Below are 25,157 nucleotides of genomic sequence, written 5' to 3' on the forward strand. Positions count from 1 at the left end.
GCGCACCGGTTGCCTCATTCTTTCGGATTGCCCGCGACCATGAACATTCGCATTACGCGGTTCACCCGCCCCGCGCTGGGCGCCTTGTGCGTTGCAACGCTCGCCGCCCTCCAGGCCTGCAACGGCGAGGCCTGCTTCGGCGTCGACGCGTGCTTCAACGACAACACGCAAACCGTCTCGCTGTCGGGCACGGCCGCGACGGGCGATGCGCTGGCGAGCGCGCAAGTCACGGTCAATTGCGCGGCGGGCTCGGCGACGACGCTGACGGACGGCGGCGGCAACTACCATGTGACGCTCAACGCGGCGCTGCCGTGCGTGATCACCGTGGCGTCGGGCGGCGCAAGCCTGCATTCGCTCGCCTACGCGGGCGGCACCTTCAACACGACGCCCGAGACCGAACTGCTGCTCGTCTATCTCGCGGCGCAACTGGGGACGAACACGGCCGGGCTGATCGGCAATTTCCAGGGCACCCTGCGCTACCAGCGCGCGATGAACAGCCCGGACACCGTGCAGGCCGCGCAATCGGCCGTGGTGACGAACCTGCAGCAGCGCTATGCGGTCACGCTCGCGGCGCCGGCGTTCCTGACCACGTCGTTCGTGGTCGGACAACCGGGTGTCGACAGCGATCTCGTTGCGCTGGGCAAGGCCGGGGCGATCGATTCGAACGGACTGCCGGACCCGGTGGCCGTGTCGCTGTTGCAGCAGGCCGGGGCCGCGCATCCGCTGTAAGCGACGCGAGACGGAACGGGAATCGACCGTCAGGCGCCGGCTTCACGCACGTCGTCGGCCAGTAACGCCCAACGCTCGTGGTCGCGCCATTCGCCGCCGATGCGCAGATAGCGCGGCGAAAATCCCTCCTGCCTGAACCCGAGCCGTCGAACCAGCGCGATCGACGCATGGTTGCCCGGCTGGATGTTCGCTTCGAGCCGGTGCAGCCCGAGTTCGCCGAACGCGACGTCGATCGCCGCGCGCAACGCGTCCGTCATCAGCCCCTTGCGGCTGAAATCCGCCATTCCGTAGTACGCAAGATAAGCGCTCTGAAACACGCCGCCGACGATCTCGTTGAGATTCACCACGCCGACCACCGCGCCCGACGCCCGCTCGCGCGCGACCAATCCGAGGTTCGGCCCTGTCAGGCAGCGGGCGAACCATTGATCGAACCCGGCCTGGTCGATGAACGAATCGACCCACGGCAAATGGTGACTCCGGCTCGCGCGGTTGGCGACGATCAGGTCGGCGGCGTCGGACCGGGCGACGCGGTTCAGCAGGATACGGTTCATGAGTCGATCGCGAGCCGGCGCTTACGCCGCCTCTCCGCTCCCGCACACCACCGGCGCCGCCTGCTGCTGCGACAGATACCGCAGCAGCTTCGTCACCATCCACACGACGATGAACGACAACGCGACGAAGAACACCGCGAGCGGCGTCAGCACGTGAATCGACACGAAACCGGCCAGGCCCATCATCGCGGACGACACGAGCAGCAGCGCACAGCCGAGAATCGCGCTCGTCAGGCCGGCGATATGCGGAAACAGCGAATTGCCCTTCGCCATCAGCGTCGGATACATCGCGCCCGCGCAGAAGCCCATCACGAGCACCGGCGTCGCAAGCGTCCACACGCGCAGGCCGATGGTCAGCGCCAGCACCAGCATCGCGATCGATGCGCCCGCCATCACGCGCGCGCCGATACGCAGCCGTTGCTCGGCGCTCGGCAGCCCGCGGCCGTGAATCCGGTTCGACAGGCCGCCGAGGAAATACATGAGGCCGATGCCGAGCGCCAGATACCCGAAGAAGGTCGGCGGCTTGTGCAGCGTGGTCTGCACCATGAACGGCCCGACGATGTTGAACACCAGCAGGATGCTGTAGCACAGCCCCTGTGCGAGGAAGCAGCTCTGGAACACCGGGCTCGCCAGCACCTTGCCCGTGTTCGCCATCAGCGTGCGCGGCTCGAGATGCACGGGCTTCGGCAAGGTTTCGCGGTAGCGCCACAGCAGCGCCCACATCGCCAGCGAGTAGACCAGCAGGAACACGAGGCACGCGCGCCAGCCGAACCATTCCTGCAGGTGCGCGCCGATCACCGGCGCGATGATCGGCGCCAGCCCCCACGCGATCGACATATACGTGAACGCGTGCATCAATGCCTGGCCGGAGAACGAATCGGTGATGATCGCCTTCGCGAGCAGGTTGGTGGTCGCGATCCCGAAGCCCTGCAGGCAGCGCGCGAGTACGAACGTCTCCAGGTTCGGCGCGCCGAGCGACAGCAGACAGCCGATCGTGTAGATCACGAGCCCGAACGCAAGCACACGCTTGCGTCCGTAGGCGTCGGCGATCGGCCCGAAGATCAGCTGGCCGAGCGCATAAGCCGCCATGTAGCCGGACACGCTCGACTGGATCGCCTGCGGCGTGGTCGCGAACGAACGGGCCATGTCGGGCAGCGCGGGCACGTAGATGTCGATCGCGAGTTGGCCGGCGGACGCGAACAGGCAGATCAGGAACAGCAGGAAGCGCGGCGAATTCGACTCGCGCGCGGGAGTGGGCGTGGCGTTCATGACGACTGGGAAGGAGGTCGGGCAGCAGGCCGCACCGTCAATGTTCGAATGTCGAACATGCGTGCGGTGGTGACGAATTCCGTATTGTGCCTGTTGTTGCACCCGACGACAGGATTCCCCCTGGCGCGGGCGAGGTTGAATGCCGACTGCGGCACGTCCTGAAATGCGCGGATCGGGCCGGCGGGCGGCGATTTTAATGTTGATTTAAGCCGACGGCCGCATTGTCCTGGATGGCTCACTCCGTGAGCCGTACGTCATTGTTGATTCGATCAGTCTCGTTTGATGGAGATACGAAGATGCGATTCCGTTCGTATATGGCGGCGGGCACGCTGGCGCTGGCGCCCGTGTTCGCGCTGGCCGGACAGGCCGGCGCGGCGGCGGCCGCCCAACCGATGTTCGTCAATGTCGACGGGCAGGCCGTGCCCGTGAAAGCCGAAACGCGCGTCGTCCAGACGGCCGTCGGCCCGATGAAGGTCAGCACGTGGAGCTGGCGTAGCCCGCAAGGCGGCGCGAGCTTCGAGATGCAGACGTCGTCGTCGGGCGGCATGCCGCCCGCGGCGGCGTTGCGGCAAATACAGGCCGCGCAGTACCGGATGCAGGCGGCGCAGGCGCAGATGGTCGCGATGCAGCAGCAGATGATGGCGCTGCAGCACATCGCGCTCGCCAACGCGTTCGCGATGCCGGTGCCGCAGCCGGTCGGGTTCGCGATACCGGCGTGGGCCGCTCCCCAACCGGTGCTCGTCATCGTCCCGGCACAGCCGCCGATGCCGTCGGCGGCGCCGGCAACGCCGGCCGCACCCGCCGCCCCCGTGGCGCGCGGCCCGGAAATCAAGGCCTGACGCGCTTCGCGCCGCTCGGCGCTCTGCGCTCGAACCGCCGGCACGTGCCGGCGGTTTTTCATTGCAACGGCCGAATCAGTACTGCGCCTGATCCGTCGGATTCTTGAACAGCTGCTTCATCTCCGCCGACAGCGGATAGTTGAGGCTCACGCCCTTCGGCGGAATCGGCTGCATGAACCACTGGTCGTACAGCTTCTCGGCCGCGCCCGAGGTTTGCATCTTCGCGATCACGCCGTCGACGACACGCTTGAACGCCGGATCGTCCCTGCGCATCATGCACGCGTAGTTTTCGTGAACGAGCGGCGTGCCCGCGACCGTATACGCACCCGGATTGCGGTCCTTCGCGATTTCGCCGTACAGCAGCGGCTCGTCCATCACGAACGCGACCGCGCGCCCGGTCGTGACGTTCATGAACGCCTCGGCATGATCCTTCGCGCTGATGATCGTCATGTTCATCGCCTTCTCTTCGTTGAGCTTGCGCAGCAGCCGCTCGTCCGACGTGCCGGCCGTCGTCGCGACCGTCTTGCCGGCCAGGTCTGCGAAGTCCTTCACGCCCGAATCCTTGCGCGTGCTGAAGCGGATGCCATACAGAAAGATGCTGTTCGAGAATGCGGCCTGCTTTTGCCGTTCTAGCGTATTCGTCGTGGAGCCGCATTCGAAGTCGATCGTCCCGTTCTGCAGCAGCGGAATCCGGTTCTGCGACGTGATCGGAATCTCCTTCACCGCGAGGTTCGGCACGTTCAGATCCGTCTTCAACTGGTCGATGATGCGCGACGCGATGTCCCGCGAATAGCCGATGTTCTTCTGCTGGTTGTCCGAATACGAGAACGGCACCGACGACTCGCGGATGCCCAGCGACACGACGCCCGTGTCCTTGATCTTCTTCAGCGTACCGGTGAGGGCCTGCGCGTGGGCGGTGCCCGCCAGCGCGCAGGACAACGCGACAGCCAGCCAACGGAAGCGGTAATCCATGCTTTTCTCCTGACGAAACCTCGATCGAATCGCGATCGTACGCCCAACAAAATTCGCACCGCATCGGGGAAAGCGTCAAGCGCCCTCTGTCTCGGGCCTCACCGAGAGAAATCGTTTCCGCGGCGCGCAAAAGCGCCTGCGCCGCACGTTTGGCTGGGCCGTCTGCCCGCAGTCTTGCACCCGATGCACATATCATCCGTTCCAAACGGGTGTTCATGCTGCAGGACAGCATCGCAATCGTTTGCGTCCCGCACCTTTTTCACACAAAACATATTCAAGAAGCCGCCTCATCAGCCGTTACCCAATGCATGGCGCGTCGCAGCAGCCCTGGGTGCGCCGAACAAAAACAAGGTCCGGTTTACGCCGGACCAGGCACCACCGCCGGCACGACGGTTATCTTCGAGGATCGACTTTCAATATGAAAGCCAAACGCTTCAATTTCGCGCTGGTCCGTCCGGCCCATGCGCGCATGCTCGCCGGTATGCTGTCCGCCGCCGCTCTCCTGCCCCTCGCCGGTTGCGGCGGAGGCGGCGGCGACGGCAGCAACCCGTCTTCGTCCAACGCGGCACCCGCACCGACGCCCACGCCGGCGCCCGCTCCGACGCCTGCTCCCGCACCCGCCCCGCCGGCGTCGACCGGCGGCAATACGTGCACGTCGCAGCAGGCCGCCACACAGATGGCCGCGCAAACGGCGCCGGTCGAGCCGCCGGTCGATCACCTCATCGTCAAGCTCAAAACGCTGACGGCCACCCGCGCGATGGCGACCGTCGACAACGGCTCGCGACTCGATGCGGTGATCCAGCGCGCGATGACGCGCTGGACGGCGCCCGTGACCGGCAACGCACGCGCGTACGCGAGCACGGTTGCGCCAACGCCGGTGAACGTACAGGTCGAACGAACGATCTCGAGCGGCGCGACCGTGCTGTCGCTCGGCCAGCGCATGGCCGCCGCCGATGCCGCCGCGCTCGCACAGGCGTTCGCGGCCGACAGCGATGTCGACTACGCGGAACCGGATCACCCGATGCAGATCCGCGACACGCCGAGCGATCCGCTCTACAACCAGCAGTGGTACCTGTCCGACCCGGCCGCCGGCATCGACCTGCCACCGGCGTGGAACGTGACCAAGGGTTCGCCGACCGTCGTCACCGCCGTGCTCGATACCGGCTATCGGCCGCACGGCGATCTCGTCGGCAACCTGCTGTCCGGCTACAGCTTCATCAGCAACGTCAACACCAGCAACAACGGCTTGACGCGCGGCCCGGACGCAACGGATCCGGGCGACTGGGTCACGCAGCAGGAGCTCGACAACGTCAACGGCCCGTACTATCACTGCGCAAGCCAGCCGAGCAACAGCAGCTGGCACGGCACGCGCGTGATGGGCGTGATCGGCGCGACCGCCAACAACGGCACCGGCGTCGCCGGCGTATCGTGGCTCGGCCAGATCCTGCCCGTGCGCGTACTCGGCAAGTGCGGCGGCGTGACGAGCGACATCGCGGACGGCATGCGCTGGGCAGCCGGCATCACCGTGGCCGGCGTACCGACGAACCCGCGGCCGGCGAAGATCATCAACCTGAGCCTCGGCGGGGTCGGCGCATGCAGCACGACGTTCCAGCAGGCGATCGACGACGTGACCGCGAAGGGCGTGACCGTGGTCGTCGCGGCCGGCAACGACGGCCTGTCGACCGGGCTCGACCAGCCCGCGAACTGCCGCGGCGTGATCACCGTCGCCGCGACCGACGCGACGGGCCGACGCGCCTCGTTCAGCAACTTCGGCGCCGACGTCGCGCTGAGCGCGCCCGGCGTCAACATCGTGTCGACGTCGAACACCGGCACGACGACGCCGGGCTCGGACACCTATGGCCCCGCGAACGGCACCAGCCTCGCGGCGCCGCAGGTGACGGGGGTCGCCGCGCTGATGCTGTCGGTCAACGGCAACCTCACGCCCGCGCAGATCCTGCAGAAGCTGCAAGGCGGCACGCGCGCGGCGAAACTCGCGGCCGGCACGTCGTGCACCGCGCTGCCGGCGGGCTCGGGCATCCTCGATGCAGGGGCCGCCGTCGCGACCGCGAACCAGTAACCGGCACCCTCGTTCGACACGGCCGCGCGCATGCCGACATGGCATGCGCGCGGCTGTTTCGTGACGGGCTGCCGCACACGCCCGCGAACGCGTACCGGCACGATCGAGTATCTCGAAATAACGCCTGACAAAAGGGTTGACGCTTCGCACAGCGAGCCATTACCATCGCCCCGGTCTCATTACATGGAGTGTTCTGTGAACACCGATGCGAGTTGTAGTTGGTGCGTCACCAACTTGACTGCTGCCTGAGGAAAACGCGCAGAGCCTCGTCTTCTGCCGCATCCCGGGAAGCAGGATGCGGCGTCCTTCCGGCCTGACTACCGGCCAGATCTCCCGCGAATTTTCGATGTTGTCGAATGCACGCGACGCGCCGTCGCGCGTGTGCGTTCGCGTTGCGCGCGGCGCCAGCCGCGTGCGCCCTCCGTTCGCGTGCCGTCCGGCCGCGCGCGTCGTTGCGCGCGCCGCTGCCGATCGCCCGCGCCGACAATCCGCAACCGACAGGAGTGCAGATGAACTCAGACGACAGTAGTCGATTACCGCTCGCCGGTGCGACGCTGCGCATCGACACGCCGTCCGCATTCCGCGCGCCGGCGAGCGTTCCCGCCTTTACCGACCCACAGCCGATCGCGCCTGACGCGACGCGGCGGGGAGCGCGCGTGCGTCGATAACGTCACGGCCGCTCCCCGCCCGCCGCCTCGTGCGCAAGGAGCGACTCATGACGACACGACACAACACCTCGCACAAGAAACAGCGCGGCTTCATCAAGGCCGGCGCCGGCCGGCAGAACGAACCGCGCATCATGCGCGCCGCGCAGGAAGCAGCCCGCCCGCTCGAAGACACGCTGAAGTCGCTGCGCACCAGCACGCGCGGCCTTACCTACGACCAGGCCGCCGACCGCCTGCAGCACGACGGCCCGAACGAAATCGCGCACGACAAGCCGCCGCACTGGACCCGCCAGTTGCTGCTGTCGTTCCACAATCCGTTCGTCTACGTGCTGCTGGTGCTGGCCGCCATCAGCTTCTGCACCGACGTCTATTTCGCGGCGCCCGACGATCGCGACTACGTCGGCATGACGATCCTGCTGACGATGGTCACGATCAGCGCGCTGCTGCGCTTCGTGCAGGAATTCCGTTCGCTGCGCGCGGCCGAGAAGCTCAAGGCGATGGTCCGCACGACGGCCACCGTGCAGCGCGCCCTGACGGACACGTCGGAGCCGACGCGCCGCGAGGTGCCGATGCGCGAAGTCGTGACCGGCGACATCGTGCATCTTTCCGCCGGCGACATGATCCCCGCCGACGTGCGCCTGCTCGCATCGCGCGACCTGTTCATCAGCCAGGCCGTGCTGACCGGCGAGGCGCTGCCCGTCGAGAAGTACGACACGCTCGGCGCGGTGGCCGGCAAATCCGCGGGCACGCATGCGACCGGCGCGGCGAACGATGCACCGGCGTCTCTGCTTGATCTCGAAAACGTCTGCTTCATGGGCACCAACGTCGTCAGCGGCACGGCGACGGCCGTCGTCGTCGCGACCGGCGAGGACACGTACTTCGGCTCGCTCGCGCGCAACGTCGTGAGCCACAAGCGCATCGAGACGAGCTTCGACCGCGGTGTCGCGAGCGTGAGCTGGCTGCTGATCAAGTTCATGTTCGTGATGGTGCCGATCGTGTTCATGATCAACGGCCTGACCAAGGGCGACTGGCTGAGCGCCCTCACGTTCGCGCTCGCGGTGGCCGTCGGCCTCACGCCCGAGATGCTGCCGATGATCGTCAGCGCGAACCTCGCGCGCGGCGCGGTCGCGATGGCGCGCCGCAAGGTCGTCGTCAAGCGGCTGAACTCGGTGCAGAACTTCGGCGCGATGGACGTGCTGTGCACCGACAAGACCGGCACGCTCACGCAGGACAAGATCATCCTCGAACACCACCTCGACCTGTCCGGCCACAAGAACGAGGACATCCTGCGGCTCGGCTGGCTGAACAGCTTCCACCAGAGCGGCCAGAAGAACCTGATCGACATCGCGGTCGTCGCGCGCGCCGACGAGATCGGCGAACGCGTGAAGCCGCAGGGCTACAAGAAGATCGACGAACTGCCGTTCGACTTCGTGCGGCGCCGCCTGTCGGTCGTCGTCGAGGATACGCGCGGCACGCATCTGCTGATCTGCAAGGGCGCGGTCGAGGAAATGCTGGCGGTGTCCACTCACGTGCAGGATGAGGACGGGGTGCGCCCGCTCGACTTCGTGGCCCGCAAGCGGCTGCTCGAACAGGCCACCGCGTACAACGAGGACGGCTTCCGCGTGCTCGTGCTCGCCACGCGGACGATCCCGCGCGGCGACGAACGCGCGCAATACCGCACCGCCGACGAGCGCGACCTCGTCGTGCGCGGCTTCCTGACCTTCCTCGATCCGCCGAAGGAATCGGCCGCACCGGCGCTCGCCGCGCTGCGCGAGAACGGTGTCGCGGTAAAGGTGCTGACGGGCGACAACCCGACCGTCACGGTGAAGGTGTGCCGCCAGGTCGGCCTCGAACCCGGCAAGCCGATCCTCGGCGCCGAAATCGAGACGCTCGACGACGCGACGCTCGCGCAGGTGGTCGAACGCACGACCGTGTTCGCGAAGCTCACGCCGCTGCAGAAGGCGCGCATCGTCAAGGCGCTGCAGGCGAACGGCCACACGGTCGGCTTCCTCGGCGACGGCATCAACGACGCGCCCGCGCTGCGCGACGCGGACGTCGGCATCTCGGTCGACAGCGGCGCCGACATCGCGAAGGAAACCGCCGACATCATCCTGCTCGAGAAGAGCCTGATGGTGCTCGAGGAAGGCGTGATCAAGGGCCGCGAGACGTTCGGCAACATCCTGAAGTACCTGAACATGACCGCCAGCTCGAACTTCGGCAACGTGTTCTCGGTGCTCGTCGCGAGCGCGTTCTTGCCGTGGGAGCCGATGCTCGCGACGCAGCTGCTCGTGCTGAACCTCATCTACGACACGTCTCAGATGCTGCTGCCGTGGGACAAGATGGACCGCGAGTTCCTGAAGAAGCCGCGCAAGTGGGAGGCCGGCAACATCGGCCGCTTCATGCTGTGGGTCGGGCCGACGTCGTCGGTATTCGACATCACGACGTACGTCCTGATGTGGACCGTGTTCGGTGCGGGCGCGCTGTATCACCTGAACGGCGGTGCGAGCGGCCAGATCGTGATGAATTCGGGCTGGTTCATCGAGAGCCTCGTGTCGCAGACGCTCGTCGTGCATCTGCTGCGCACGCAGAAGATCCCGTTCCTGCAGAGCACGGCGTCGCTGCCGGTGCTGCTGTCGACCTTCACCGCGATCGCGATCGGCTGCTGGCTGCCGTTCTCGCCGTTCGCGCAAGCGCTCGGCTTCATGCACCTGCCAAGCACCTACTGGCTGTGGCTCGCCGCGACGATGGTCGGCTACATCGTGCTCGCGCAGATCGTCAAGACGATCTACGTGCGTCGCTACAAGCAGTGGTTTTGATGGCGCGCGGATGACGATGCGCCGGCCCGTGCTCGCGAGCGACGAACGGGCCGGCGCGACGTCCGCGTCGAACCATCCGTATGCCTCGGGCCGCATCAGCGGCCCGTTTTTCAATCATTGGGCATCGTTCGCGCCGAACAGCTGCGCGCACACCACGCGCCCTTCGTCGGTCAGCACGGCGCTGCCGGTACCGTCCTCGTTCAGCGTCGTCGCGCTCAGGCCCGCGGCGTCCAGCTGCGTCAGCACGCGCCGCAGCGTGCTCATGGGCAATTGCGTGCGCTTTGCGATCTTCGGCAGCGACCACGGCTTTCCGGCCGGATCGCTCGCGGCTTCGTTCAGCGTCGCGAGCGTGGCGACGAGTGCGGGATCGAGCGGGGATTCGTCGGATTCTGAAGTCATCGGTTCGGGTTCGTCGGCCGGCGTCGGGCCGGCATGCATGGAGACAACCATCGCGAGCACTATACGCCGCGTCACGCGCCCTTGAGTGCGGCGCGCATGAACGACACGAAACGCGTGGTGACGGGATCGTCGCGCTCGGCCCGCCATGCGAGCCCCACGCGCCACTTCGCGTCCCGGCCGTCGAGCGGCAGCACCGTCGCGTCGCGCAGCAGGTACTGCGCGCTCGACGGGATGAACGCGACGCCGACGCCGGCCGCGACCGACGTCAGCACCGACTGCACGTCCTCCGCCTGCTGCATCACGTGCGGCACGAAGCGGCGCTCGACGCACCACCGGTCGATCTGCGCGGCCAGCCCGGGGCCGCGCGCCCGCTGCAGCGCGATGAAGCCGATCTCGTTGAGCACGTCGAGGTTGGCCGGCACGCGCCTGAAGCCGAGATGCGGCGGCACCGCGAGCGCGAGCGCTTCGTCGGTCACCTTGAACGACGACAAGCCTTCGTCGGCAGGCAGACGCAGGAAACCGGCGTCGAGCTTGCCAGCGTGCAGCCGGCGCGTCTGTTCGGAGGACGACAGGTCGCTCAGCGTCACCGCAATACCCGGATTGCGACGACGGAATTCGGCGATCAGTTTCGGCACGAGCGTGAGCACGGACAGGCAGATGCCGAGCCGCAAATGCCCGCGCTGGCCGCTCGTCGCTTCCCGCGCACGCGCCAGGATTTCGTCGGCATCGCGTACGAGCGCCTGCGCGTCGGGCAGGAAGCGTTCGCCGAACGGCGTCAGTTCCGCGCCATGCCGGCCGCGCTCGAACAGCTTGCCGCCGAGGCTCGCCTCGAGCGCGCCGATCTGCTTGCTGAGCGCGGGCTGGCTCATGTGCAGCGCGTCGGCCGCACGGCTGAAATGGCACAACTCGGTCACCGTCAGGAACGTGCGAAGCAGCTTCAGTTCCATTCTTTAACGGAATCATAATGATCGAAAGATTCATTTTACCGATCGAATGCAATGGCGTTCAATACGGACATGCCCTTCCCGGAACGCACTTTCATGTCCCTCGATCCAGCGGCCGACTGCGTGGCCGAGCCGTCATCCGATGTCCCTGATGCAAGCGAATGCGCCGCTGCTGTCGATACCCGCGCACGGAAGCGTCGTGCCGAACGTACCGACGGGCGCAGTCGTCGCTTTCGCTTCGGCGATGCGCTGGAAGACGCGACGCCGCGTGCGATGACCGGTTCGATCGCGATCAGTTTCGCGGTCGTGTCGCGGCGGAACTGGCCGCGCTGAACCGCGTATCTGCCCGCCTTTCACGCCACGCCCACCGCTTGCCCGGCAGCGCAAAAGCGACCGGAACCCTCCCGTATCGCGCGTCATCCAATCGTCATCGCCCCGCGATCGACCGTATAATTTCCCGCACCCGCTGACCGCCCACGCATTGCGCGCAGCCGCATCGCGCGTGAAAAGGAGACTTTCGCTTGACCGGCCTCATCGCGCGCCTGCCTCGCGCCCGGACCACCCTGATCCTCGCCCTGTCGTTCCTGCTGCTCGCATTCGCCGCGAATGCGTCCGCGCAACGCGTGCAGCCGCATCGCACCGCCCATGCGCAACCGCATGCCCATGCGAAGGCCGTCAAGAAGACACCCCATCGCAAGAAAAAGGCCGTCAAGCGTCGTCACTCGCGCGTGACGCATCAAGCGGCCCAACGCCACGCGGCACCCGCATCGCAGCAGCGGCGCGCGAAACGCACGACCGCCGTGCGACCGCGCGCGCCCGCGAAACCGAAATTGCTCGCCCGTTGCGGCTACACCCCGCGCGCGGTCGGGTCGCTGCATTCACGCGCGGCCTATGTGCTCGACGTCGATTCCGGCACCCCGCTGCTCGCGCGCAACGCACGCACCGTACGGCCGATCGCATCGATCTCGAAACTGATGACGGCCGTCGTCGCGCGCGACGCCCATCGTCCGCTGAACGGCGTGCTGCGCGTGACCGCGCGCGATCGCGACACGATCAAGTTCACCGGCTCGCGCCTGCAGGTCGGCTCGGAACTGTCGCGCCGCGACATGTTCCATATCGCGTTGATGTCGTCGGAAAACCGCGCGGCCGCCGCGCTTAGCCGCGACTATCCGGGCGGGCGCGCGGCGTTCGTGCAGGCGATGAACCGCGAAGCGCGCCGGCTCGGCATGCGGCATACGCACTTTCGCGAGCCGACCGGCCTGTCGCCGCACAACGTGTCGACGGCGGAAGATCTCGCGCGGCTCGTCGGCGCAGCCGCGCAGGATCCGCTGATCCGCTATTTCTCGACCGATCTGTCGACCACCGTGCGCCCCGGCGACGGCGAACTCGTATACGTGAATTCCGACCCGCTCGTGCGCTACCGCCGCCTGCCGATCCGGCTGCAGAAAACCGGCTTCATCAACGAATCGGGGCACAGCGTCGTGATGCGCATGCGCGTGAAAGGCCGCCGCGAAACGGTCGTGCTGCTCGGCGCACCGACGCGTGCCGGCGTATCGAGCGACGCAATCAGAATCCATCGCTGGCTGTCCTGCTCGATCCAGTAAACGCACACGGGCAGCCGGCGCTTTCACGCCACGGGAGCGACGCGATGCAGCACGAATACCGCTTCAACGCCTTCGGCCGGCTGCTCGCCGTCGTGCGCACCGACGGCCGCTGGGCCGTGTTCGATCTCGGCGCCGAAGGCAAGCGGCGCCCGGCCAATCTGCAGATTCCGTCGGCGCTCACCGCCGACGAACTCGGCCAGTACCTCGGCGATCTGCTGCACGAAAACGCAACCCCGCGATACAGCGAAGTCGTACCGGTCGAGCATCGACGCGCATAGTCGCGCGCCGGACGGTGCGGCCGGGCCGGCGGTCAATTCGACAGTTAAACTTGCAAGTCTAACTGTCGTGTTCTAAGATTCGCCGCATGAACCCGCCACGCAAACCCGGCGTTTCCGCCGAAACCGTCGCCGCCGACCTGACCCTCGCGGTCGGCCAACTCATCCGCCGGCTGCGCTCCGAAATCGATTCCGGTGGACTCGGCATGTCCCAGACGAGCGCGCTCGCGCGGCTCGATCGGCACGGGCCGATGACGACCGCCGATCTCGCGCGCGCCGAAGCGATGAAGCCGCAGTCGATGAAGGCGATCCTCGCAAGCCTCGAGGAAGACGCGCTCGTCGAGCGCGAACCGCATCCGACCGACGGCCGCCAGATCCTGTTCAAACTCACCGCCGCCGGCGTCGACGCGCGGCGCAAGCGCAATGCCGCAAAACACAAGTGGCTCGGCGCGGCGATCGAACAACTCGATCCGGAAGACATCGACACGCTTGCCGCGGCCATCCCGCTGATCCGCCGCATCGGCGAGCAATGAACCCGGCCGGTGCGCCGCGCAGCATGCGCGCGCCCGGCTTTCCTCGCCCTTTCCCCCGGAGCCCATCATGAGCGTAACCCGTCTCGACACGAACACGGCGCTGGTCGTCATCGACCTGCAGAAAGGCATCGTCGCCCTGCCCACCGCGCACCCGGTCGCACCGGTGATCGCCCACGCTCGCGAACTGCTCGACGCATTCCGCGGCTGCGGCCTGCCGGTCGTGCTGGTCAACGTCGCGGGCGGCGCGCCGGGCCGCACCGAGCAGGCGCCGCGCACGGCGCAGCTTCCCGCCGACTGGACCGAACTCGTGCCCGAACTGAACCGCCAGCCAGGCGACCACGTCGTGACGAAGCAGACCTGGGGCGCGTTCACCGGCACCGGTCTCGACGCGCATCTGAAGGCAGCCGGCGTCACGCAGATCGTGCTGACCGGCGTCGCGACGAGCATCGGCGTCGAATCGACCGCGCGACAGGCGCACGAACTCGGCTACAACGTGACGCTCGCCATCGACGCGATGACCGACCTCAACGCGGATGCGCACGTCAACAGCGTCGAGCGGCTGTTCCCGCGCCTCGGCGAGACGGGCACGACGCAGGACATCGTCGCGCTGCTCGACCGGCGCGGCGCGTGAGCGACGAACGCAGACAGCCGGCGCCGGGCCACGCAGCCGAGCGGCTCGATCCGTCGATCTGGAAAGTCAGCGCGGTCGCGACGCTCGGCTCGCTGCTGTCGCAGCTCGATGCGACGATCGTCAACGTGTCGCTGTCGAGCCTCGCGACCGACCTGCATGCGAGCCTGTCGACGATCCAGTGGGTGACGAGCGGCTACCTGCTCGCGCTGACGCTGGTGCTGCCGCTGAGCGGCTGGCTCGTCGATCGCATTGGCGCGAAGGCGCTGTACCTGTGGTGCTTCTCGGCGTTCACGCTTACATCGGCGCTGTGCGGGCTCGCGTGGTCCGCGCCGTCGCTGATTGCGTTCCGCGTGTTGCAAGGCGTCAGCGGCGGCTTGCTCGCGCCGATGGCGCAGATGATGATCGCGCGTGTCGCCGGCCAGCAGATGGCGCGCGTGATCGGCTACGCGGCGGTACCGGTGCTGCTCGCGCCAATCCTCGGCCCGGTCGTGGCCGGCGCGATCCTGCAGCACACGTCGTGGCGCTGGCTGTTTCTGGTGAACCTGCCCGTCGGCGCGCTCGCGCTCGCACTAGCCGCGCGGTTCCTGCCCGGCGACCGGGACGATGCGCCGCGGCGCGAACTCGACTGGATCGGCCTCGCGTTGCTGTCGCCGGGCCTCGTGCTGTTCCTGTACGGCGTCGAGCGGATCGGCTCGTTGCCCGGCATCGCGGCGGTCGCGGGCTCCGCGCTATTGCTCGTCGCGTTCCTGTGCTTCGAGCGCCGCCAGGGCGAACGTGCGCTGATCGATCTCGCGCTGTTTCGCTCGCGCGTGTTCGGCGCGGCAGCCGGCACGCAATTCCTGTCGAACGGCGCGCTGTATGCGGGCCAGATGCTGATTCCCGTGTTCCTGATCCAGGCGTGCGGGCGCTCGCCGGGCGAAATGGGCTGGCTGCTCGCGCCGCTCGGCCTCGGCATGCTCGTCACCTATCCGTCGATGGGCGCACTGACGAGCCGGTTCGGCGTACGCCGGCTGGCCGCCGCCGGCGCGCTGCTCGCACTCGCCGCCACGCTGCCGTTCGTGTTCGTCGCGCTGACCGGCTACGATCCGCTCGTGCTCGTGCCGGCGCTGTTTCTGCGCGGCATGGGCCAGAGTGCGATCGGCGCGCCGTCGATCGCCGCCGCGTATGCATCGGTCGAGCGCCGCGACCTGCCGATGGCGACCACGTCGCTCAATATCGTGCAGCGGCTCGGCGGCCCGACGTTCACGACGCTATGCACGCTGTTTCTTGCGTGGCGGCTGCAGGCCGAAGCGACGTCGGCGGGCGGCACGCAGGCCGTTGCGTATGCATGGGCGTTCGGCCTGCTATGCGCGCTGCATGCGGCGAGCTTCGTGACGACGCTGCGGCTACCGTTGCGGTCAGCCGGTGCAGGCGGCGACGGACGGGCCGGCAACGCGCCGGCCGGCTCGCGCTGACTACAGGCCGCGCCGCACCGCACGCGCGGCCCCCCGCTACGGCAAGTCACATCCACACGATCGACGCCGCGAGCGGACGGCACTGACCCGCTGCCTGCGCAACGGTTTCGCGCGCGTGCGCGCTCGCGTAGCGCCGCTTCGCGCTACACCGCGCCCGGCTCCTGCGGCGCGGGCGTCGCGCCCGCCGCCTCCAGCGCCTGATGCAGCGTGGCGAAGATGCACGACGCGCCGACCGCCTCGGTGATCCCGTGACGATCCATGTCCGCGCGCAGATAGCGGTTCACGCGCCCGAACAGCACGCCGATTCCGCGCGCATGCAGCGCCCTGACGAGATCGACCAAGGTCCGCGCGGCCGAATAGTCGACGTCGGTGATCGCGCCCGCATCGACGACGAACCAGCGCGGCGGCAGCGGTGCCGCATCGACGAGTTCGGTTACTTCGGCCGCGAACAGGTGATCGTTCGCGAAGAACAGGTCGGCGCCGAACCGGTAGACGATCAGCCCGGGCGCCGTCATCGCGCCGCGCCGGGCAGGCACCGGCTGCCACCGTCCGTTGCCGGCGACGGGTTCGAGCACCATCGTGTGCGGCTGGTAGCTGTGGCGCACGTGCCGCATCAGCGACAACGCGACGGCCAGCAGGATGCCCTGCTCGACGCCGACCGCCACGACGGCCGCGGCCGTGACCAGCGCGAGCATGAATTCACCGGGGCTTTCCCGCCGGATCGCCGCGAGACCACGCATGTTGATCAGCCCGAGCGCGATCGTGAACACGATGCCGGCCAGCACCGCATGCGGCAGATACTGCAGATACGGGCTGAAGAACAGCAGCACGACGGCGACGACCGCGGCGAACGCGAGATGCCCGATCTGGCTGCGCACGCCCGCGCCGTCGGCCATCGCCGTCTGCGTCGGGCTACCGTTGACGACGAACGCGCCGCCGAGCGCCGCCGCCGCGTTCGCGGCCGCGAGGCCGAGGATGTCGGCATTGGTGTCGACGTCCTCGCCGTACTGCTGCGCGAACACGCGCGCGGCGGCCGCGCTCTGCGCGATGATCATCACGAAGCACGAAGCGGCGACCGGCACGAGATCGAGGAACTGCTGCCACGTGACCGACGGCCAGCGCAGCGTCGGCAACCCGCCCGCCACGGGCCCGAGCACCGCGATGCCGTGCGCGGCGAAACCGAACGCTGCACTCGCGGCGATGCTGCCCGCGACCGCGATCATCGGCATCGGCACGCGCGGCAGGAACCGCTTGCACGCGAGAATCGCGACGACGACGAGCGCCGCGAGCGCGAGCGTCGGCCGGTGCGCGTGAACCACGTGCGTGACGACGTAGTCGAGTTGCGCGAGGCTGCGCGACGCCGGGTACGGCACGGCCAGGCCGAGCATGTCGCCGAGCATCGCGATCGACACCTGCACGCCGACGCCGGCGAGAAAGCCGACCAGCACCGTGCGCGACAGGAAATCGGCGAGGAAACCGAGCTTGAAGATGCGCGCGAGCAGCAGCATCGCGGCGGTCAGCAACGCGACCATGCCGGCGAGCGCCGCATAGTCGGCGCTGCCGGCCGGCGCCATCGACGACAGCCGGCTCGCGAAAATCGTTGCGGTCGCGGAATCGGCGGCGACCACGAGATGGCGCGACGCGCCGAAGCATGCGAACGCAACGAGCGGCAGGAACACCGTGTAGAGCCCCGTGACGGCCGGCATGCCGGCGATGCGCGCGTAGCCGAGCACCTGCGGGATGTCCATCGACGCGAGCGACATGCCCGCGAAGATGTCGCGGACGGCGCCCGCGCGACGAATCGGAAGGAGGCCTTTCAGCAGCCATACGCGCGACGGACGGCTTTCGTTGGAATCTTGCATGCGTGAAATGCGTGAAGTCGAAGTGACGGGCCACGAACGGGTGCGCGACGAGGTCGCGTGTCGCTCACCGTCGCCGGACGAGCCGCACGCCAACGCGCGCGGCACACCGACGACGCCTGCGACGCCTGCGACGCCTGCGACGCCTGCGACGCCTGCGACGCCTGCGACGCCTGCGACGCCTGCGACGCCTGCGACGCCTGCGACGCCTGCGACGCCTGCGACGCCTGCGACGCCTGCGACGCCTGCGACGCCTGCGACGCCTGCGACGCCTGCGACGCCCGCATGATTGCATGGATCGCCGACCGCGCGCATCGAAACGCGAGGGCCTGCCGTCATGGCTTCGAGCCGACTGCGTTCCTGTAGACGCCGCATCCGGCAACCGGCTCGCACGCCGGCTTGCGGTGATGCGGATTCCCCCTCTGCCGTCACCTCGATGCAGAGGATACCTGTACAAAGGTGAGCCGATTCGTGAGCCGATCGACCCGCGTTTACGGCACGCATCCGGAACCCGATGGCACAATCACGGTCCCTTTCATGCGCCCTTCACCGGGCGCGCGCCGCGTCGCGGCGCCGATTCAACGCACGAGAAGGCTCCCGTCTGCCCTATGACCCTGAACGAATCCTGGTTGACGCCGCTCGTCGGCATCCTCGTCCTGCTCGCCGCCGCCGGCGCGATCACCGCCGTCGTCCATTTCCTGCTGTTTCGCGTGATCGCGCGGCTCGCGCGGCTGTCCGCCACGCGCGTCGACGACGCGCTGTTCGAATTCGGCGCGTTCAAATGGTTGAACCGCATCGTCCCGTTCGTCGTGATCAAGCTCGGGCTCGGCGCGGTACCGGGCATGCCCGGCCTGGTCGCGCAGGTCGCCGACAAGGTGCTGTTCGCGCTGATCGTGTTCCTCGTGACGATGACCATCAGCGCGACGCTGTCCGCACTCGAGCACACGCACCGCACCGCCCAACGCGACCAGCCGCGCCTGTCGCTGAAAGGCGCGATGCAGCTCGTCAAGCTGGTGATGTTCATCACGGCCGCGCTCGTCGTGATCGGCGATGCGACCGGCAAGCAGATCGGCCTGCTGCTGTCCGGCATCGGCGCGATGTCGGCGGTGCTGATGCTGATCTTCAAGGACACGCTGCTCGGCCTCGTCGCCGGCGTGCAACTGTCGTCGAACGACATGCTGCGGATCGGCGACTGGATCACGATGCCGTCGGCCGGCGCGGACGGCACGGTCATCGACATCACGCTGAACACCGTCAAGGTCGCGAACTTCGATCACACGATCATCACGGTGCCGACGTGGAAGCTGATCACCGAGAGCTACCAGAACTGGCGCGGGATGACCGAAGCGGGCGGCCGCCGCATCAAGCGCGCGCTGTTCGTCGATGCGACGAGCGTGCGCTTTCTCACGAACGACGAGATCGAACGGCTCGAACGCCTGACGCTGCTGAAGGACTATCTCGAGGACAAGGTCGATGCGATCGAGCAATGGAACGGCACGCTCGGCGCGGCCGGCGACTGCCCGGCGAACCGCCGCCAGTTGACGAATCTCGGCACGTTCCGCGCGTACGTCGCGAACTACCTGAAGAGCCATCCGCGCATCCGCCGCGACATGACGAACATGGCGCGACAACTGCCGCTCACGGCCGAAGGCATTCCGCTCGAACTGTACTGCTTCACCGATACGACGACGTGGGTCGACTATGAGGCCATCCAGGCCGACCTGTTCGACCACCTGATCGCGGTACTGCCGGAGTTCGGGCTACGCGTGTACCAGCATCCGTCGGGCTTCGACATGCGGCAGATGGTCGACGCCGCGCAAGCCGGGCTCCACGCGCCGCGCGCGGCTTGATACCGGCCAGGGCGGCCGGCCGCCGGCCGCCGCCTGCCCTGCCGTCGGGCGCCAGCACTCACCGCGCCGCGCACTCCGACGCGAGCCGCCCCAGCACCTTCAGCGCATCCTCGATCTGCCGCGACCACGGGTAGCTGTAGTTGAGCCGGATGAAATGCCGGTAATCGGTGCCGGCCGAGAACATATGCCCGGGGCCAACCGTGATCCGCTGCGCGAGCGCGAGCGTATACAGCTTCATCGCATCGACCCGCGGCGGCAGCTCGACCCACAGCACATACCCGCCCTGCGGCTGCGACAGCCGCGTGCCTTCCGGGAAGAAACGCCGCACCATCGCACTCATCAGGCTCGCCTGCTGCGCATACAGCTTGCGCATGCGCCGCAGATGAAAATCGTAGCCGTCGTGTTTCAGGTACTCGGCGATCGCGAGTTGCTCGATCGCGGGTGTCGCGAGCGTGTTCAGGAATTTCAGCTTCTCGACCTGGTCGCGGTAACGGCCCGGCATCGCCCAGCCGATCCGGTAGCGCGGCGACAGGCTCTTCGTGAACGACGCGCAATGCAGCACCAGCCCGTCGCGATCGAACGACTTCAGCGCACTCGGCGCCGTGTCGCCGAAGTGCAGCTCGTGATAAACGTCGCTCTCGATCGCCGGCACGCCGTGCTTCGCGAGCAGCTCGACCAGCGCCCGCTTGCGCGCATCGGGCATCTGGAAGCCGAGCGGATTCTGGAAATTCGGCATCACCATGCACGCGGCGATGCGCTCGCGCGCGAGAACCCGCTCGAGCGCGCCGAGATCGATGCCGTCGCCCGGGTGCGTCGCGACTTCCAGTGCACGCATGCCCATGCGTTCGATCGCATGCAGCATCGCGTAGAACGTCGGCGACTCCACCGCGATCGTATCGCCCGGTTTCGCGACAGCCTGCAGGCACAGGTTGATCGCCTCGGTCGCGCCGATCGTCATCACGATCTCGCCCGGCTCGACCGCGACCCCGCGCTCCGCATAGCGCCGCGCGATCTGGCGGATCAGCTCCTGGTTGCCGGGCGGCAGGTCGTCGATCACGCCCCAGCGCGTGCGCCGCCGCCCGATCGCCTGCGCATAGCGCGCGAGGCGCTGCACCGGAAACTGCGATGCGTCGGGATACGGGGAGCCGAGCGGCACCGCGTCGTCGCGCGCGATCGAGCGCAGCGTCGACAGCACGAGCCGGCTCACGTCCACGGCCGACGGCTCGGCGGCCGGTGCGGAAATATGCAGCTCGGCCTCGGCCGGCGCCGCCGCGCGCGCGCGCACGAAGTAGCCCGACTGCGGCCGGCTTTCGATCAGGCCGCGGCTTTCCAGCACGAGGTATGCGCGCAGCACGGTCGTGACGCTGAGCTGCTGTTGCCGGCTCGCGTGCCGCACCGACGGAATCCGCTCGCCGGGCCGGTACACGCCGCGCTCGATCTGCGCCTGGAGATCGTCGGCCAGTTGTTCGTAACGCTTCACGCGCCTCCCTTTCAACTTCCCTTCATCAACACAGTTGCGATCCGCACGGGATGAATGGCCGAAACTGTACTCTTTTTTGAAGTGAACAGGTGTACACACAGCCGCACGGGTGCCGCGCGTACTCTGCACGCATCGACCCCGACATCCGCATCATGAAAAAGAAATCCGCGACCGCGCGCATCGAACCGTACACCCACCCGGCCGCCGGCTGGGGCGCGCTGAAAGCCGTCACGATCAACCTGATCAAGGAAAAGGTCGCCGGCGGCAACTACCGCACGCTGTTGCGCCAGAACCAGCCGGACGGCTTCGACTGCCCGGGCTGTGCATGGCCGGACCGACAGCACGCGTCGACGTTCGAATTCTGCGAGAACGGCGTGAAGGCGGTGGCCGCGGAAGCGACGAGCAAGCGCGTGACGCCCGAATTCTTCGCCGCGCACACGGTAACCGAACTGCTCGAACAATCGGATTTCGAGCTCGAACAGCACGGCCGGCTCACCGACCCGATGGTCTACGACGCGCGGACCGACCGCTACGTGCCGATCGCGTGGGACGATGCCTTCACGCTGATCGCGCGCCATCTGCGCGCGCTGCCCGACCCGAACCAGGCCGCGTTCTACACGTCCGGCCGCGCGAGCAACGAAGCGGCGTTCCTCTATCAATTGTTCGTGCGCCTGTACGGCACCAACAACTTCCCCGATTGCTCGAACATGTGCCACGAGGCGACGAGCCGCGGGCTGCCGGCGTCGGTCGGCGTGGGCAAGGGCACGGTCACGCTCGACGATTTCGAGCATGCGGACATGCTGCTGATCTTCGGCCAGAACCCCGCGACCAATCACCCGCGGATGATGGGCGAGCTGCGCGAGTGCGCGAAGCGCGGCGCGACGATCGTGTCGATCAACCCGCTGAAGGAGCGCGGCCTCGAACGCTTCGCCGATCCGCAAAGCCCGCTCGACATGCTGACGATGTCGGGCACGAAGATCGCGTCGACGTTCATCCAGCCGACCATCGGCGGCGATTTCGCGCTGATCAAGGGGATGGCCAAGCGCGTGCTCGAACTCGACGACGCCGCGCGCGCCGCCGGTGCGCCGCGCGTGCTCGACACCGCGTTCATCGACGAGCACACGGCGGGCTTCGACGCGTTCGCCGACGATCTGCGCGCCGAAAGCTGGTCCGCGCTGACGGCCGAAAGCGGCGTGCCGTACGAGCAGATCGACGCGCTCGCCGAGCGCTATGCGCGCAGCGAACGCGTGATCGCGACGTGGGGCATGGGCATCACGCAGCACAAGCATTCGGTTGCCACGGTGCAGATGCTGACCAACCTGATGCTGATGCGCGGCAACATCGGCCGCCCCGGCGCCGGCCTGTGCCCGGTGCGCGGCCACTCGAACGTGCAGGGCAACCGCACGGTCGGCATCGAGGAAAAGCCGTCGCAGGCGTTCCTCGACCGGCTCGGCCATGTGTTCGATTTCGAACCGCCGCGCGATCACGGCTACGACGTCGTCGAGACGATCGAAGGCATGCTCGACGGCCGCGTGAAGGTGCTGATCGGTCTCGGCGGCAACTTCGCGATGGCGACGCCGGACACGCCGCGCACGTGGGAAGGGATGCGCCGCTGCGCGCTTTCCGTGCACATCACGACGAAACTGAACCGCAGCCATCTGATCCACGGCCGCGACGCGCTGATCCTGCCGACGCTCGGCCGCACCGAGATCGACCTGCAGGACAACGTCGCGCAGGGCGTGACGGTCGAGGATTCGATGAGCATGGTCCACGTGTCGTACGGGATGAACAAGCCGGCGTCCGCGAACCTGATGTCGGAACCGGCGATCGTCGCGCACATGGGCCATGCGCTGTTCGGCAGCGGCAAGATCGACTGGCTCGCGTACAAGGACGACTACGCGAAGATCCGCGATGCGATCGAGGCGACGCTCGACGGCTTCTACGACTACAACACGCGCATCGCGCGGCCCGGCGGCTTTCACCTGCGCGTCGCGTCGCGCGATCGCGAATGGCTGACGCCGACGGGCAAGGCGAATTTCATCGCGCACGCGCTACCGACCGACACGCCGATCCAGCGCGCCCGCGCGCTGCACGGCGACCGGCTGATGACGCTGATGACGACGCGCTCGCACGACCAGTACAACACGACCGTGTACGGGCTCGACGACCGCTATCGCGGCGTGTTCGGCCAGCGCCGCGTGGTGTTCGTCAACCGCGACGATCTCGCGATGCTGGGCCTCGCGACCGGCGAATGGGTCGACATGGAAACCGTATGGCACGACGGCATCGAGCGGCGCGCGGCAGGCTTCCTGCTCGTCGAGTACGACATCCCGCGCGGCTGCATCGGCGCGTACTACCCGGAAACCAACCCGCTCGTGCCGCTCGACAGCGTCGGCGACGTGTGCAACACGCCGACGTCGAAGTCGGTGCCCGTGCTGCTGCATCGCGCGGCCGCGCCGGCCCCGATCGCCGCCTGACGGAGCACGACGATGATCGTTCGTCCGCGCGAGCACTGGCTGCGGATGCTGCTCGTCTGGAACGGCTCGGTGCTGCCGACCATCCTGCCGCAGCTCGTGCTGACGCTTGCGATCAGCCTCGTCGCCGTGTGGGGCGGCGGCCGTGTGCTCGGCGAAAAGGTGCCGCTGAACCCGACGCCGTTCACGCTGATCGGCCTGACGCTCGCGATCTTCGCCGGGTTTCGCAACAACGCCAGCTACGAACGCTATCGCGAGGGCCGACAACTTTGGGGCGGCGTGCTGACCGCCACGCGCACGCTGGTGTCGCAGGCGCTCTGCTACGGCGCGGTCGACCGTGACGACGCCTCGCGCCGCGCGTTCGTGCGCACGGTCGTCGCGTTCGTCTATGCGCTCAAGCATCAACTGCGCGGCACCGATCCGGCCGCGGACCTGCGCGGGCTGCTCGACGGCGCCGCCCATGCGCGCGTCGCCGCGTCGCGGTTTCGCCCGGTCGTCATCGTGCACGCGCTGCGCGAAGCGTTCGCCGCCCGCGCCGACGCCGGCCAGCTCGCCGATACGCGGCTGTGGATGCTCGATGCGCGCCTCGACGAACTCGTCGCGACGGTGAGCGGCTGCGAACGCATCGCGTCGACGCCGATTCCGTTTTCCTATGACGTGCTGCTGCATCGGACCATCTACGCGTATTGCGTGCTGCTGCCGTTCGGTCTCGTCGATTCGATCGGCGCGGCGACACCCTTCGTCACGGTATTCGTTGCCTATACGCTGATTGCGCTCGACGCGATCGCGCATGCGATCGCCGAGCCGTTCGGCGACGGGCCGAACCATCTCGCGCTCGATGCGATGACGCGACAGATCGAGCGCACGCTGCTCGAACTGAACCGCGAGCCGCTGCCGGCCGAGGTGACGCCCGGCCCGTCGTACCGCCTCACCTGATCCGCTTCGCCTGACTCGCCCCGCTCAATCGCGGCGGCCACGCAGGAAGTCGCGATGCTCGGCGACCGCGTCCGCGATCCGCCGCAGCAGGACCACGCCGCTCAGCACTGCATGCGCGGCGGCGCTGTCGCGCGGGTGCGCATGCGCTGCCGGCGCGTCTCGCGCCGGCAGCGCGACGACCGGGCAATCCGCCGGTTACGACGACAACCGAAGCAAGCGCCCGTCCGACAGCGGGCGCCGGTTGTATCGAATCGTTTCAACGCGCCAACGGCGTCAAATGCTGCGGGTATACTCCGTCGTCAGCCGCCTGCCGTGTCGTCGTCCGTCAAAAACGGCCCGATTCCGGGCGGTTTCGTCGCGAAGCTTCGCGTTTCGCTCCCCCGCGCCCCAGCCTCGATACGAGACACCCGACGACCGACCATGAAACGATTCCTGCTGCTCCTTCCCGCCGCCCTGCTCGCCGCCTGCGGCTCCGCACCCTCGTCCAATTCGGCCGGCTCGGGCGCCGCGCCGATGATCTACGTGTCGTCGCAACGTCCGGCCTACGCGGTCGCGAACTGCCTCGACAGCCGCCTGTCGGGCACCGAGCAATCGCAGCACAACGGCGTGACCGACATCGCCGTCGGCTCGAATTCGTACTTCGTCACGCTGACGCCGTCGGGCAACGGCTCGGTGATCAAGGTCGTGCGCGGCTCGGGCAACGAACCGGCCGAGGAAGCGATGCGCTTCGCGGTCGCGCGCTGCGCGATCTGACGTCCTGCCGCGCCGGGTGTTCGCCCGGCCGCCGCTGCGCCACCCGG

The 25,157-nt window shown here is 67.9% G+C and carries 22 protein-coding genes; 15 read left to right on the plus strand and 7 right to left on the minus strand.

Annotation, left to right across the window (positions count from 1 at the left end):
• Window positions 1–39: 39 nt before the first annotated feature.
• Window positions 40–729, plus strand: coding sequence for a hypothetical protein (locus CFB81_RS23030; RefSeq protein WP_089436639.1), 690 nt, complete (start codon window positions 40–42; stop codon window positions 727–729).
• A gap of 29 nt (window positions 730–758) precedes the next feature.
• Here the strand turns inward: CFB81_RS23030 and CFB81_RS23035 are convergent, their stop codons facing one another.
• Window positions 759–1,280 (minus strand): GNAT family N-acetyltransferase, encoded by a 522-nt coding sequence (locus CFB81_RS23035; RefSeq protein WP_069617965.1) that lies wholly within the window; start codon window positions 1,278–1,280, stop codon window positions 759–761.
• Window positions 1,281–1,301: 21 nt separating this feature from the next.
• Window positions 1,302–2,549 carry a multidrug effflux MFS transporter gene (locus CFB81_RS23040; RefSeq protein WP_089436640.1) on the minus strand — a complete coding sequence of 416 codons (1,248 nt, stop codon included), beginning with the start codon at window positions 2,547–2,549 and terminating at the stop codon, window positions 1,302–1,304.
• Between the two features lie 296 nt (window positions 2,550–2,845).
• Here CFB81_RS23040 and CFB81_RS23045 point away from each other — a divergent pair, with 296 nt between their 5' ends.
• Complete coding sequence (locus tag CFB81_RS23045) at window positions 2,846–3,388, plus strand: hypothetical protein (protein ID WP_089436641.1); 543 nt, start codon at window positions 2,846–2,848, stop codon at window positions 3,386–3,388.
• A 75-nt stretch (window positions 3,389–3,463) separates the two neighbouring features.
• Here the strand turns inward: CFB81_RS23045 and CFB81_RS23050 are convergent, their stop codons facing one another.
• A complete protein-coding gene (locus CFB81_RS23050) occupies window positions 3,464–4,360 on the minus strand; it encodes a glutamate/aspartate ABC transporter substrate-binding protein (RefSeq protein ID WP_069617968.1) in 897 nt (298 codons plus the stop codon).
• 418 nt (window positions 4,361–4,778) lie between these two features.
• Between CFB81_RS23050 and CFB81_RS23055 the strand changes: the two genes are divergently transcribed.
• A complete protein-coding gene (locus CFB81_RS23055; RefSeq protein ID WP_089436642.1) occupies window positions 4,779–6,437 on the plus strand; it encodes a S8 family peptidase in 1,659 nt (552 codons plus the stop codon).
• 715 nt (window positions 6,438–7,152) lie between these two features.
• Entirely contained in the window at window positions 7,153–9,918 is a 2,766-nt protein-coding gene (gene mgtA, locus CFB81_RS23070) for a magnesium-translocating P-type ATPase (RefSeq protein ID WP_089436645.1), read from the plus strand.
• Between the two features lie 114 nt (window positions 9,919–10,032).
• Here mgtA and CFB81_RS23075 read toward each other — a convergent pair whose 3' ends face one another.
• Together CFB81_RS23075 and CFB81_RS23080 are read right to left on the minus strand one after the other, a co-directional pair.
• Window positions 10,033–10,317 (minus strand): transcriptional regulator, encoded by a 285-nt coding sequence (locus CFB81_RS23075; RefSeq protein ID WP_089437111.1) that lies wholly within the window; start codon window positions 10,315–10,317, stop codon window positions 10,033–10,035.
• Between the two features lie 71 nt (window positions 10,318–10,388).
• Window positions 10,389–11,264, minus strand: a complete 876-nt coding sequence (locus tag CFB81_RS23080) for a LysR family transcriptional regulator (RefSeq protein ID WP_089436646.1) — start codon at window positions 11,262–11,264, stop codon at window positions 10,389–10,391.
• Window positions 11,265–11,315: 51 nt separating this feature from the next.
• On the opposite strand from CFB81_RS23080, the gene CFB81_RS23085 reads away from it, so the two are divergent.
• From CFB81_RS23085 to CFB81_RS23110, 6 genes are all read left to right on the plus strand, one after another.
• Entirely contained in the window at window positions 11,316–11,594 is a 279-nt protein-coding gene (locus tag CFB81_RS23085; protein WP_069617971.1) for a hypothetical protein, read from the plus strand.
• Window positions 11,595–11,782: 188 nt separating this feature from the next.
• Window positions 11,783–12,865, plus strand: a complete 1,083-nt coding sequence (locus tag CFB81_RS23090) for a serine hydrolase (RefSeq protein WP_089436647.1) — start codon at window positions 11,783–11,785, stop codon at window positions 12,863–12,865.
• 44 nt (window positions 12,866–12,909) lie between these two features.
• Window positions 12,910–13,143, plus strand: a complete 234-nt coding sequence (locus tag CFB81_RS23095) for a hypothetical protein (RefSeq protein WP_089436648.1) — start codon at window positions 12,910–12,912, stop codon at window positions 13,141–13,143.
• Between the two features lie 86 nt (window positions 13,144–13,229).
• Complete coding sequence (locus tag CFB81_RS23100) at window positions 13,230–13,673, plus strand: MarR family winged helix-turn-helix transcriptional regulator (protein WP_069617974.1); 444 nt, start codon at window positions 13,230–13,232, stop codon at window positions 13,671–13,673.
• A gap of 67 nt (window positions 13,674–13,740) precedes the next feature.
• Complete coding sequence (locus CFB81_RS23105) at window positions 13,741–14,304, plus strand: isochorismatase family protein (protein WP_089436649.1); 564 nt, start codon at window positions 13,741–13,743, stop codon at window positions 14,302–14,304.
• Complete coding sequence (locus CFB81_RS23110; RefSeq protein ID WP_089436650.1) at window positions 14,301–15,758, plus strand: DHA2 family efflux MFS transporter permease subunit; 1,458 nt, start codon at window positions 14,301–14,303, stop codon at window positions 15,756–15,758. The genes CFB81_RS23105 and CFB81_RS23110 overlap by 4 nt, the downstream gene beginning before the upstream one ends.
• A 143-nt stretch (window positions 15,759–15,901) precedes the next feature.
• Here the strand turns inward: CFB81_RS23110 and CFB81_RS23115 are convergent, their stop codons facing one another.
• On the minus strand, window positions 15,902–17,620 hold the full coding sequence (locus CFB81_RS23115) for a SulP family inorganic anion transporter (protein ID WP_143328632.1): 1,719 nt from the start codon (window positions 17,618–17,620) through the stop codon (window positions 15,902–15,904).
• Between the two features lie 57 nt (window positions 17,621–17,677).
• On the opposite strand from CFB81_RS23115, the gene CFB81_RS36415 reads away from it, so the two are divergent.
• Both CFB81_RS36415 and CFB81_RS23120 read left to right on the plus strand, forming a co-directional pair.
• Complete coding sequence (locus CFB81_RS36415; protein WP_218829347.1) at window positions 17,678–17,983, plus strand: hypothetical protein; 306 nt, start codon at window positions 17,678–17,680, stop codon at window positions 17,981–17,983.
• A 242-nt stretch (window positions 17,984–18,225) separates the two neighbouring features.
• Complete coding sequence (locus CFB81_RS23120) at window positions 18,226–19,467, plus strand: mechanosensitive ion channel family protein (protein WP_089436652.1); 1,242 nt, start codon at window positions 18,226–18,228, stop codon at window positions 19,465–19,467.
• A gap of 58 nt (window positions 19,468–19,525) precedes the next feature.
• Here the strand turns inward: CFB81_RS23120 and CFB81_RS23125 are convergent, their stop codons facing one another.
• Window positions 19,526–20,947, minus strand: a complete 1,422-nt coding sequence (locus tag CFB81_RS23125; protein WP_089437112.1) for a PLP-dependent aminotransferase family protein — start codon at window positions 20,945–20,947, stop codon at window positions 19,526–19,528.
• Between the two features lie 152 nt (window positions 20,948–21,099).
• Here CFB81_RS23125 and CFB81_RS23135 point away from each other — a divergent pair, with 152 nt between their 5' ends.
• The 3 genes from CFB81_RS23135 to CFB81_RS23145 all read left to right on the plus strand — a co-directional run bounded on the left by CFB81_RS23135 (window position 21,100) and on the right by CFB81_RS23145 (window position 25,110).
• Complete coding sequence (locus CFB81_RS23135) at window positions 21,100–23,424, plus strand: FdhF/YdeP family oxidoreductase (protein ID WP_089436653.1); 2,325 nt, start codon at window positions 21,100–21,102, stop codon at window positions 23,422–23,424.
• Between the two features lie 12 nt (window positions 23,425–23,436).
• Window positions 23,437–24,357, plus strand: a complete 921-nt coding sequence (locus tag CFB81_RS23140; RefSeq protein ID WP_069617981.1) for a bestrophin family protein — start codon at window positions 23,437–23,439, stop codon at window positions 24,355–24,357.
• A gap of 420 nt (window positions 24,358–24,777) precedes the next feature.
• Window positions 24,778–25,110: a sugar ABC transporter ATPase gene (locus CFB81_RS23145; protein WP_089437113.1), complete on the plus strand. Its 333-nt coding sequence runs from the start codon at window positions 24,778–24,780 to the stop codon at window positions 25,108–25,110.
• The last annotated feature ends 47 nt before the right edge of the window (window positions 25,111–25,157 follow it).

This window comes from Burkholderia sp. AU28863 (genome assembly GCF_002223195.1).
Classification (GTDB): domain Bacteria; phylum Pseudomonadota; class Gammaproteobacteria; order Burkholderiales; family Burkholderiaceae; genus Burkholderia; species Burkholderia sola.